The 10,186-nt window shown below is 30.3% G+C and carries 11 protein-coding genes; 3 read left to right on the forward strand and 8 right to left on the reverse strand.

Translation table 11 applies throughout. The features are described 5' to 3' along the window. Complete coding sequence (locus tag EF514_RS07205) at positions 1-282, reverse strand: DUF503 domain-containing protein (RefSeq protein ID WP_127724764.1); 282 nt, start codon at positions 280-282, stop codon at positions 1-3. A gap of 130 nt (positions 283-412) precedes the next feature. On the opposite strand from EF514_RS07205, the gene EF514_RS07210 reads away from it, so the two are divergent. Both EF514_RS07210 and EF514_RS07215 read left to right on the forward strand, forming a co-directional pair. Further along, positions 413-775, forward strand: a complete 363-nt coding sequence (locus EF514_RS07210) for a GntR family transcriptional regulator (RefSeq protein ID WP_127724765.1) — start codon at positions 413-415, stop codon at positions 773-775. 9 nt (positions 776-784) lie between these two features. After that, complete coding sequence (locus EF514_RS07215) at positions 785-1,630, forward strand: ABC transporter ATP-binding protein (RefSeq protein ID WP_127724766.1); 846 nt, start codon at positions 785-787, stop codon at positions 1,628-1,630. Positions 1,631-2,044: 414 nt separating this feature from the next. On the opposite strand, the gene EF514_RS07220 is transcribed toward EF514_RS07215, so the two are convergent. Further along, positions 2,045-2,407 carry a hypothetical protein gene (locus EF514_RS07220; protein WP_127724767.1) on the reverse strand — a complete coding sequence of 121 codons (363 nt, stop codon included), beginning with the start codon at positions 2,405-2,407 and terminating at the stop codon, positions 2,045-2,047. A gap of 538 nt (positions 2,408-2,945) precedes the next feature. Here EF514_RS07220 and EF514_RS07225 point away from each other — a divergent pair. Continuing rightward, positions 2,946-4,241 carry a hypothetical protein gene (locus EF514_RS07225; RefSeq protein WP_127724768.1) on the forward strand — a complete coding sequence of 432 codons (1,296 nt, stop codon included), beginning with the start codon at positions 2,946-2,948 and terminating at the stop codon, positions 4,239-4,241. 28 nt (positions 4,242-4,269) lie between these two features. Here the strand turns inward: EF514_RS07225 and EF514_RS07230 are convergent, their stop codons facing one another. The 6 genes from EF514_RS07230 to EF514_RS07255 form a co-directional block, all read right to left on the reverse strand. Then, positions 4,270-5,166: an LCP family protein gene (locus tag EF514_RS07230; protein ID WP_127724769.1), complete on the reverse strand. Its 897-nt coding sequence runs from the start codon at positions 5,164-5,166 to the stop codon at positions 4,270-4,272. A 115-nt stretch (positions 5,167-5,281) separates the two neighbouring features. Further along, entirely contained in the window at positions 5,282-5,836 is a 555-nt protein-coding gene (locus tag EF514_RS07235) for an acyl-CoA thioesterase (protein WP_240649028.1), read from the reverse strand. Beyond that, positions 5,805-6,731, reverse strand: coding sequence for a pseudouridine-5'-phosphate glycosidase (locus EF514_RS07240; protein WP_127724770.1), 927 nt, complete (start codon positions 6,729-6,731; stop codon positions 5,805-5,807). Before EF514_RS07240 ends, EF514_RS07235 begins: the two co-directional genes overlap by 32 nt. Next, positions 6,721-7,806 carry a carbohydrate kinase gene (locus tag EF514_RS07245; RefSeq protein ID WP_240649029.1) on the reverse strand — a complete coding sequence of 362 codons (1,086 nt, stop codon included), beginning with the start codon at positions 7,804-7,806 and terminating at the stop codon, positions 6,721-6,723. The genes EF514_RS07240 and EF514_RS07245 overlap by 11 nt, the downstream gene beginning before the upstream one ends. Before the next feature lie 96 nt (positions 7,807-7,902). Beyond that, the gene (locus tag EF514_RS07250) at positions 7,903-8,379 is read right to left on the reverse strand and encodes a 2-thiouracil desulfurase family protein (RefSeq protein WP_127724771.1); all 477 of its coding nucleotides are present in this window, start codon (positions 8,377-8,379) and stop codon (positions 7,903-7,905) included. 415 nt (positions 8,380-8,794) lie between these two features. Continuing rightward, a partial coding sequence (locus EF514_RS07255) for an S-layer homology domain-containing protein (protein ID WP_127724772.1) occupies positions 8,795-10,186 on the reverse strand: 1,392 nt, incomplete at its 5' end.

Raw genomic sequence — 10,186 nt, forward strand, 5'->3', positions numbered from 1 at the left:
CTACAGTATTTCCATCTCCACATCTATAATTTCCACATCATTAAATTCTTCAACATAGTCTATAACCTTGTCCAGTATCTCATTAACGTAAGAGCTGTCATTTGAGACCAGGGCTATTCCTAACGTTGCTTTCTGCCATAATTCATTATTACCCACTTCCGATACAGAAATATTAAAATTATTTTTTAATTTTGCAATTAATGAATTTAAAATACGCCTTTTTTCTTTTAAGCTGTTTGGCGAGAACAGCCTTAAATCAATCTTACATGTTCCTATAATCATAAAGTCATTATAACATATAAAAATATTATTGAAATAAATTTAACAAATTATAAATTCTTAGTTGACATAGCACTTTACTGTGTATATAATTTAATCATAAAACATAACAGTTATAACAGTTGGTGATTATATGAATATTTTGATATCAAATGAAAATAAAATACCGATTTATGAGCAGCTTATAAATTCCATTAGAACGGAAATATTAACCGGACGCGCAAAGCAGGATGATCCCCTGCCCTCGATACGCTCCCTATCTAAATCTCTTGAAATTTCTGTTATTACAGTAAAGAGAGCTTATGATGAGCTTGAAAAAGCCGGTTTAATTTATACTATTCCCGGGAAAGGAAGTTTTGTAAGCGCTCAGGAAATTGAACGAATTAGGGAATATAAGCTGCTTCAATTACAAGAAGAATTGTTGGATATTTTAAAGTCCGCTGAGGAATATGGAATTTCCAAAGAAACAATTATTAAATTAATTGAACTTTTATGAGGTGAGAAAATGTTAGAACTAATAAATGTAAGCAAAGATTATTTTGATTTTGAATTTGTACTTAAAAACGTCTCTTTTTCACTTAAAGAGGGATATATTATGGGATTAATCGGCCCAAACGGTTCAGGCAAAACCACTATAATAAATTTAATAATGAACGTAATAAAACCCACTGGCGGAGAAATTAAAATTTTCGGTTTAGATAATACTCTTGAAAATAACGTTGCTATAAAAGATAAAATTGGTTTTGTCTTTGACAAGTCCATCTATCCTGAAAAGCTTAACCTAGATAAATTAGGTTATATTTATAAAAACCTATATTCAAATTTTGATGAGGAATACTTTGAAGAACTTATTAAAAAATTAAAAATAAGTAAACTTAAAAAATTAGGCGAACAATCTAAGGGAAATCAAATGAAATGTCAAATAGCACTTGCTCTATCACACAATGCCAAACTTATACTTATGGACGAACCTGCGGCAGGTCTTGATCCTATAGTAAGACGTGAATTAATAAAAATTCTTCTTGAATACAGGGAAAGAACCAATGCGGCTATTTTATTCTCCACTCATCTTACGGAAGACCTAGAAAAAGTTGCTGATTATATAACCTATATTAACAACGGCAAACTTATATTTTCAAAGAGTATTGAAGAAATGAGAGATGAATATAAAATTCTTAAATGTACAATATCACAATCTAAAATGTTAAATGAATCGGACTTCTTTGGATATGAAAAAAACGAATATTATTTTAAAGGATTATTTGGTGATAGTAATATTGTAATTCCGGAAGGCGCAATAGTTGAAAATGCGACAATTCAGGATATTATGTACTATCTAAATAGGAAGTGAGACCGTGAAAAACTTTAAAAAATTTTTAACTATAAACCATGCATCCGGGAAAAGTTTTTTTGAAGGATTATTTATAACCTACGCCGTCCTTATCTTTATTGTTATTTTAAATAGCATTCCGGATATAACCGTTGACAATTTAACTTATTTTTTAAGAGGTTTTTTCTACATCTTCGCAACTATTGCACTATTCTATATCCCTCTTTTTAACTTAAATAAGAAATTAATATTGTCACTTCCAATAGACGACATTAAAATCTATCCGCTAAGTATCCTATTCTATCAAAGTATAATACTTGTGATATTTTATTTGCCCTACTTTGTATTAGCAATAATATTAAAAGGTAAATTATTTACTTCTCTGAGTTTTTGGATGTTTCATATTCTATTTTTATCAACGATTTTAAAGTGTAGTTACAGAGAAGATACTGATGATACAAGAGACTCAAAATCATATATAGCACTTCTATCAATATGGGTTTTTATTTCTTTATTTACTCTATCAGGCGGTCCAATATCTCGCTTTGTATCTGAAATAATCAGAAACCTTGAAACAAAAAATATTCCAACAAGCTTACTTTTGCTTGGAGCCCTAATAATAGTATTTATCTTTAAATCATTAATAGTAATTAATAAGTTTAATAAAACTAAAAAAGCTATTAAAAGAAAGTCTAAAGAGGAAACTGTCTTTAATAAAGATAAGAAATTTAATTTACTTTCCAAACTCAAGTTTTGGTCCTCAATACAAGTTGGAAATATAATGTCAATAGTTTTCACAATTATGTTTTATTTCTTTTTATACATTTATAAAGGTGATGTTTATATTAATAAAATATTTTTACCAATTCTATTTATTCCCAATATATTGGTACAGGCTTATAACTTGCCGGAAATTTATAATTTAACTGTGGGAATGCCTATAAATATATTTAAGCTATATTTAAAGGAAAAATTAATAAATTTGATTATATATACCTTTACAGCTTTAATTGTCTTTATATATTTTTATTACAATAAGCTGATTATAAATGAAGGGTTTATAAGTGTATTTTTAAGTAGTTTATTGTTTAGTATATTACTCTTTAGTATATGTGAATTTTTTCATAGAGGTAGAATACCCTTATTGTTAAATATTTTTATTTTTATAAATTTTATAAACTTTAAATACTTAATTATAAAAAATACACCATTATTAGTTTTTCTTTATATCTTAGTTATTGTAATTTATATTTCAACATACTTTTCAATTAGGAATTCTATTATGAAACACGGATATGAGTCACTATTAAATCTCACTTATAATTAGGAGGTTATTATGAAAAACTTTAAGAAATTATTAATAATAAATCACATAAGCGGAAAAGGAATATTTAAGGGAATGTTTATAGCTTATTTATTCTTTATAGGAATGGCTTTTGCCAACCACATTGGCTATTTAGACGATGAAATTGTCAAATTATCTCTTATGAATCAAATAGTATTTTACTTTTTTATATTTACATGTATTACATTACTTGTAATGCCTTTAGGAAAATTCAATAAAAAATTATTATTGTCCTATCCTCTAGATAGTGTTAAAAGTTATAGCTTAAGTATACTGACCTATAATATATTTATAGTTTTGACCTTTTACCTGGTTGTATTTATCTTTGCTTTAATTCTAGGTGACGATTTGTTTTTTAATTCCTATATTTGGATTATAGACCTGATGTTATTAACTACTATCGCTAAAAGTATGTATGAAAATAAACTTAACAAACTTATCTCTATAATGGCTTCTATCTTTATAGTGATTCCACTTTTAAGCTATTTTATGGGAGTAAATCTATATTTATTGGTCTTTTATGAAAGTAACACTCATAAAATACTAAGTTTAATATTGTTAATAATACTATCACTTATCTTTATATTTAATGCTTTTACTATTAACAATGAATTTATAGAGGTTAGAAATAAAATCAGCAGAGATGATGAAGAGATTAAATATGAAAAAACTTCAAAATCTAAATTTATCTTAAGGTTAAAAACCTGGCCAACAGATAATAAAAATAACGCCTTCATTATAGGGGTCTATTCATATTTTTTACTAGCTAGCGTTTTTAATGCAAAAACTGTTGAATCAAGAATTCTTGCTTGCATGGTTTTAATTCCGGTTTTCTTCATTGCAATATACGATAGTTGCAATATCCACGATTTCTTAATTGGGCTACCAATAAATTTAACTGAATTTCACTTAAAAGAACGTAAACAGAAACTATTTATCTTTATTATTTTAAATTTAATTGTGGCAGTGGTTTTAAAATTTATACTTCAAATTTCAATTACAGAAAACATACCGGTATATATAAATGGTTTTTTTATTAGTATGATTTTATACAGTCTTTATGAATTGATATATGTTTTTAGCGGATTAAATGCCACGCTTATTGCATTGACAATTTTTAATATTAATATTGGATTTACTACAAACTATTTTAATGTAACAAGTTTAAAAGTTATAATATTTTTTGCAGTAGTAGCTATTATACTCTTTGTCCTTAGTTTTATAGGAACTGTAAAATATATAGAAAGCGGAGTTTCCATACTACCGCCTCTTAAAAAATCAATGTAATAAAAAGGAGCCTCCCTGAGGTTCCTTTTTAGTTTTCCAAATATATCTCTCTGGCATCAGTTTTATTTATTTTATAATACTCAATTCCGTCAATTCTTAAATCCTCTCCCTGCAGTGTAACTAGAGATATCTTTTCGCTATTTAGATATTTAAAAGCATAGTATCCTAAATATATACAATCTTCAAATTCAATATCACTTTCAGCCTCTTTATTAAATAAAGAAACCAGCTTAGGAACTATTAATAAATTAGCAGGCTCTTTTATTTTCTTAAATAAGCTTACTACAAATTCCTGTTGAGCCTTTATCCTTCCAAGATCTGCATCAGCATAGGCATTTCTAGCTCTTAGATAATTTACAGCCTCTTCCCCGCTTAATTGATTTATTCCCCTGTGTAAATCAATTACCAAGGGAGGACTTGTCCAGTTATCTTCATAGTAATAATCGTCATATTCCCAATTAATCTCCATACCTCCCAAAGCATTTATTACATCTGCTACAAATTTATAATCCACTTCCACATAGTTATCAATTTTTATATCTAAAAAATCCTCTATAACCTCTTTAGTATTTTCAATACCTCCTAAAAAATAAGCGGCGTTGATTTTCTGATGTCTCTTTTTTGAGCCGGGCAGATACTCAAAGTAGGTATCTCTTGGAATGGAAATAATTTTTGCCCTTCTACTTTTATTATCCACTTTTAATATCATTATCGTATCTGTATGTACGGGACTATTTTCATCTATATTTTCCAAAGTTAAAGAGGACTCTTTTCCCACTATTAAAATATTTATTACATCCCTATTTGAAAAAACTTTATCTTCCACGTTCTTATCAATATTAAAAAGCAAATAGCCAAAAGCTCCCAGTAAAAGAATTATTAATAAAAGTAATAAAATTAAAGTTCTTTTAATTATTTTTTTCATTACCCTCCTCCAAATCTGACCTTATATTACCATAGACTTATAATATGGAAAGTTAAAACTATTCTAACTTTACTAAAAAAAGATAGCCTTTTACATTACAAGGCTACCTTTCATACTAATCATCTATTTGAATAAAATTTTCATATTCCTTATTTCGTTTAACTCTTTCAAGATTTTGTCGTCTACGCTCTTCATAGCCTGCCATTATTCTTCTTTCCTCTTCAGTTTCAGGTATAATTTGAGGAATTTTCTTCCCCTTTAGATTTGTAGCTACAAAGGTATAAAAACAGTGAGCTCCCAAAAATCTTTCATTAGTAATTACATCTTCAGCATAGAACTTTATAAATATTTCCATTGACTTATTTCCAACTCCGGAAACATAAGCTTCAGCAAATAATAATTCGCCTAAGTGAAAGGGTTTTAAAAAATTAAAGGAATCCACTGACGCAGTTGTAACAGAACCGCGAAGATGTCTTATAGCAACAGCGCCCGCTAAGTGGTCGGCATAATCTAAAAGCCTGCCTCCATATAGGTCGTTTTTCCCGTTTAAATCTGAAGGCATTATTATATAGGAGGTCTTTAACTTACTTTCAGAGGTCTTCTTTGCCTTCTCTTCTCTGAAGATTTCCTGTATATTTTTAGCTGTAGAGTTCTCTTGCAATCTGTGCACCTACTCTCGCGTTATTTTCAACTAGGACTATATTTGCCTTTAGGGAATTTCCATCTGTAGCCTTTAAAACTTTATCTAATAGGAAAGGAGTAGTTTCCTTACCCTTAATTCCCTTTTCTTCAGCCTCAACAAGAGCCTTTTCAATAGCTTCATTTATTATAGCTTCATTCATAGCAGCCTCCTGCGGAATTGGATTTCCCACAAGTACTCCCCCCGAAAGTCCAAGTTCCCACTTTGTTTTTGCAGTCTTGGCAATTTCATCTACATTATCCATTTTAAAATCAAGTTTAAAGCCTGATCTTCTGGTAAAGAAGGCCGGCATCTCATCTGTTCCATACCCAAGTACAGGTACGCCAAAAGTCTCTAAATATTCCAATGTAAGACCTATATCCAATATGGATTTAGCTCCTGCACATACTACTACAATATCATTATTGGCAAGTTCTTGAAGGTCTCTTGATATATCAAAGGTCTCCTGAGCTCCTCGGTGAACTCCTCCTATGCCTCCCGTAACCAAAAGCTTAATTCCTACAAGTGAAGCTGTCAATATTGACGTTGCTACAGTTGTCGCACCGTTTAAACCATTTGCCACTACATAGGGATAGTCTCTTCTTGAACACTTTATTATGTCCTTGGAAGTTGCCATAAATTTAATTTCATCTTCACTTAAACCCACTCTTATCTTGCCCTTTATAATTGCTGTAGTAGCAGGTACAGCACCGTTTTCTCTTACTATTCTTTCACATGAAAGTGCTGTTTCCAAGTTTTGAGGATAGGGCATACCGTGGGAAATAATAGTTGATTCAAGGGCAACTATAGGAAGATTTTTATCCATGGCATTTTGAACTTCCGGACTTATAATAACGTATTTTTCTATCATCTCTTTACTCAACATTTAACATTTCCTCCTCAATGATACTCACTGTTAAGAAATCACTATTAGTTTTTTCGGATTTTAAAATAACTCTGCTTGCTGCAGATGCAAATTCCAAACGTTTTTTAACACCATAACCGTTTATATATGAATAGACATAACCTGCCATAAAAGCATCTCCGGCTCCCGAGGCATTTTCTACTTTAATAGGTTTACTTTTTACATATTCAGCTTTATTATTGTCAACATATACGCTTCCCAATTCACCTAAGGTAATAACTAAAGTACTTAATCCCTTTTCTATTAAAATTTTTCCTGCCTCAATAGCACTTTTCTCATCGGTTATTTCAACTCCACTTAAAAAAGATGCTTCATATTGATTGGCTTTTAAAAAGTATATCTTATCAATTAAATCCACAATTTTTTCAGACTTATGAACTGAAACAGCATCTACAAAGTGTTTTTGATCTATGGTCTCCAGTATATATATTAAGGTTTCCTTATTTAAGTTGGTATCAATTACACTAACTTCTCCGTTTTCAATAATCTGTTTTCTCTTTGATATTAAGTTGGGAGTTAACCTATCCATTATCTCCATATCATTTATAGCCACATCCATATCCCTATTTTCATCTAGTATGGCCAAGTACATAGATGTTGAACTGTTTTGAATAATAAACATATTGGCAGTATCAACGTCAAGCAAGTTTAATTCAGCCAGTATCTGTTTCCCTCTGTCATCAGCGCCAACTACTGAAACCAATGACGTTCTTATTCCCAATCTTGATATATTTTCAGCTATATTTAAACCTACTCCTCCACAAGATTGGACTACTTGACCGGGATTAGAATCGTTTCTAACAAGCTTCTCTTTGGAATGTCCAACTATATCCACATTAGCACCGCCTACAACAGTTACATAGGGCTCATCTCTTAATATATAGGCTCTTCCCAATATATAGCCCTGTTTGCTTAGATTATTAATATGGACTGCAACAGACGATCTTTGAATATTTAAAATATCCGCTATTTCCTGTTGTGAAATAGTAGGATTTTCTTTAATCAGCTCCATAATTTCACTTTCTCTCGGCGTCAAATAATCACCCCTTCACTCTATAATCTCTCTATACGATAAATATTCTTAACTTTTAAAAGAGACTATATTATACCATATTTACAGTACAATAAGAACTTATTCAATTATAAAATAATCTTTAAAAATTAAAATCTTATCCAGTTCTTCTTCTGTAAATACCTTGATTCCATTGGACTTTAAACACTTTGCAGTTACTCCATCTCCATCGATAAGCTTTCCGGTAAAAGAGCCGTCATAAATCTTTCCCTTACCACAAGATGGACTTCGTTGTTTTAAAAGAGCAGCTTTTATATTTAAAAATTTTAAAATTTCCAAAATTTCATCGGCACCTTTTTTAAAATTATCTGTCACATCTATTCCCTTTTTATTAACAACTCTTCCATCTTTAATTTCCGAAGGCACTCTAGGAGTACTTAAACCTCCCAGCTGTTCAGGGCAGATAAAATGAATAGCTATATTATTCTCCTTTAACTTTTTTAAAAAATTTAAGACATCTATATTTTCCGTTTTATTTCCATCATATCTGGAATTTCCAACAAAACACATACTCACTGCAATTGCTCTATATTTCATCTCTACCACCTAATTTATAATCTACTAATATATTAAACTAAAAAAATAGTATCTACAATTGATTATAGATACTATTTAAAATTAAATTTATATTTAGTTAATTAACTCTCCGGTTTTCAACTATATTTAAAATTACATTTTGTATACAGCTATTAAAATAACTTTTAAAATTTAATAAACCAATTTAAAACTTCCAAGATTTTACTTAATATAATAACAGCTTACTTAAATATTTATACATATTGAATAATATATTTTAATGATTAATACTTATAAATTAATCTTCCTTACTGTTAATAATTAATAGTATGGACTAAATTTTTACTAACTATATTAGTCTCTTACCTTTAAGTTAATAAGTAAGAGGTGAAGTTAACTCCACCTCTTGACTAATTTAATTACTATTAAATTATACTTATTTTGTTACGCTTCCTGGACTGGATGCTGAATTTGCACCACTCCACTCTTTTTCAAATGCTGCCCAATCTCTTATTGGAAGTAAGTCTTGCCATACTTCTTTATCAGTCTTACTTGTTCTAGTGTAGGTGTGAGAGTTTGTAGCTTCTTGAACTTGAGCGTAGTACCATTCGCTAGTATCTGTATTATCAACCCATCTCTTCATATTTGACAATAAATTATCTTTATGAGGAGTTCTTTCTAATACAGCATTCATTAATGTTGCCGCTTCAGCTCTTGTAATTTGTTGGTCAGGTTTAAAGCTTCCATCTGGGTATCCGCTTATTAAACCGTTAGATGCTAATTTATTAATTGCATCTTCAGCCCAGTTACCCTTAGTATCAGTAAATTGATAATTTGTCAATGAACCGCTGTCTACTAAGAAACGTGATGCCATTGTTGCAAATTCACCTCTAGTAATATTTGCATTTGGTCTAAAGGTTCCGTCAGGATAACCGTTAACTCCACCTGCATTACTCATAGTTGAAATAGCATTGTTAAACCAATCTGTACTTTGAACGTCACCGAAGTCATTAGTTGTACTCCAGTAATTATTTCTTGATTCATCAGTCATCATTCTAAAGAATATTGTAGTTACTTCCGCTCTTGTAATATTGCCTTGTGGTCTGAAAGTATCATCTGGATAACCTATCATATATGCATAGTGGTCGTCTTTGTTAAGCTTTATACTAGGTATATATAGATATCCGTCATCTTCATCTACTACTATTTCTCTACTTGGTACATCTTTACCGTCTACTACGGCTACGTTCTTAATCCTATCTCCATCTCTGGCAGTTTTGTTTACTTTAACTTCAATAGTCATAGTAAAGCTTTCTTCCGCCTTAATTTCTGGAACAGTATACTCAACTAATTGTCCGGATATTTTAGCCTCTTTAGGAGTAACATTTAGAATATCTAATTTACTTGGTACTCTGTCAGAAATCTCAACGTCTTTAGCATCTACTTTTCCAATATTCTTAACTGTTATAGAATATTTAAACGTATCGCCAATTTCTACCTTAGCTCTACTTAAATTGTCTGTCTTAGTACTTACTAAGTGAGGCGCTCCAGGATTGTAAGTGTTCTTAATATTAAATCCTGTAATTACCTTATCATAATTAGGAATATCTTCCTCATCAACAGTGTACTTAATTTCTTTACCATTTCCATACTTAGGTTGAGGACCAAAATCATACTTCCAATCTTCTGCTGCAGTTACTTTCTTGCTTTCAACTTTTTTACCATCTGCATATAGATTTACTGTAATTTCCTTTGGTTGATCTTCTACAGGATTATCTCCATGATCCCAAGTCTTTTCGCCTTTTAGGTCATTTCTTGTGCTAGATTC

Source organism: Anaerosphaera multitolerans, assembly GCF_004006535.1.
GTDB classification, from domain to species: Bacteria; Bacillota; Clostridia; order Tissierellales; family Peptoniphilaceae; genus Anaerosphaera; species Anaerosphaera multitolerans.